Below are 1,294 nucleotides of genomic sequence, written 5' to 3'. Positions count from 1 at the left end.
GGACATCGGGCGGGGCTGCTTAAGCACTGAGGCGGATGAACTCCCGAGGGGATCGGAACTTCAGGCCTGAGTGCGGGTGAACCTCGCAATAATCCTCGATCCAGCCGGGCAGTTTGGCAAGGATCGTTTCGGCGTCTGACAAGACGGCAAGCCTCGCGTAATCGCGTTTGAGCGTCTTCACAAAGCTTTCCGACATGCCGTTGCTTTCGGGGCTGCGCACGGGCGTGAACAGCAGCGTCAGGCCAAGCGCACGGGCCGTATCCGCGGTGTCGGCGGCGATGTAGGCGCTGCCATTGTCGGAGAGCCACTCGACCCGGTGCGGGACTTTCAAGGCGCCAAAGCGGCGCTCGACGGCGGCGATCATCAGATCGCGCACCATCTCGCCCGAGACCCCGCCATTGGCGACCGCCGACCAGGCGATGATCTCGCGATCGCAGGCGTCGATGACGAACAGCACGCGCACGACCTCGCCGTTGCGAGCGCGGATTTCGAGATGATCCGAACACCAGCGGCAATTCGAGCGCAGCGCGATGACGACGCCGTCATGGGTGCGGCCCGGCCGGCGCGCGGTATGTCGTTCGAGTGTCAGGCCGTTGTTCTGCATGATCCGCAGCACACGCTTGGCGTTCACGGGCGGCTTGCCCTCGGCCCGCAACTTTCGGTTCGCCAGCGCGCAGATGCGGCGATAGCCATAGGTCGGGCGCTCATCGACGATGGCGCGGATGAGCGGGGCGATTTCGACGTCCCCGGCCTTGTGGTAGCGGCCTCGGGGCTTGGTCATGCCCTTCTTGCGCGCGGCGAGATTGGAGCGGGCGACGCCCAGCGTTTCGGCGACGGCGCTCATCGGGAAGCGTCCGGCTTCCACGACACGAGCGGCAAGATCGGTTTTTTTGCGCGCGCCGTGTCGAGAGCCTCCCGGAGGATCTCGACCTCCATCGTCTTCTTGCCGAGCAGGCGCTCCAGTTCACGGACCTTCTTCTCGAGATCGCGGACCTGCGAGGCGCCGACCACATCCTCGTCCGCCGCGACGGCAGCCTGACCGCCCTCGGCCATGCGGCGCTTCCAGGCAAAGAGCTGAGACGGGGCGATCCCGGCTCGACGCGCGACACAGGAGACGCTCATGCCGGGCTGCGACGCTTCTTCGACAAGGCGAACCTTCTCGGCCGCGCTCCAACGCCGACGGCGCTGAACAGAGGGGATGACTTCGACGCGCGAAACGGGCGTCTCGGGGGCATTGGTCATAGTCGTATTCATAGGCTTACGCCTACGCCTTATCGGCTATGCCCGATGTCCG

At 65.5% G+C, this 1,294-nt stretch carries 1 protein-coding gene; it reads right to left on the bottom strand.

What is annotated here, in order from left to right; genetic code table 11:
- Positions 1 to 19 precede the first annotated feature (19 nt).
- A protein-coding gene (locus NEI07_RS08440) for an IS3 family transposase (RefSeq protein WP_407659871.1) occupies positions 20 to 1,242 on the bottom strand; the annotation gives its coding sequence in 2 pieces (ribosomal slippage) (positions 20 to 894 and positions 894 to 1,242; 1,224 coding nt in all).
- Positions 1,243 to 1,294 lie beyond the last annotated feature (52 nt).

The sequence above is a fragment of the Methylocystis suflitae genome (assembly GCF_024448135.1).
Classification (GTDB): domain Bacteria; phylum Pseudomonadota; class Alphaproteobacteria; order Rhizobiales; family Beijerinckiaceae; genus Methylocystis; species Methylocystis suflitae.
The sequence above is the reverse complement of the archived record's forward strand: the minus strand, read 5'-3'. Positions and strand labels throughout refer to the sequence as shown.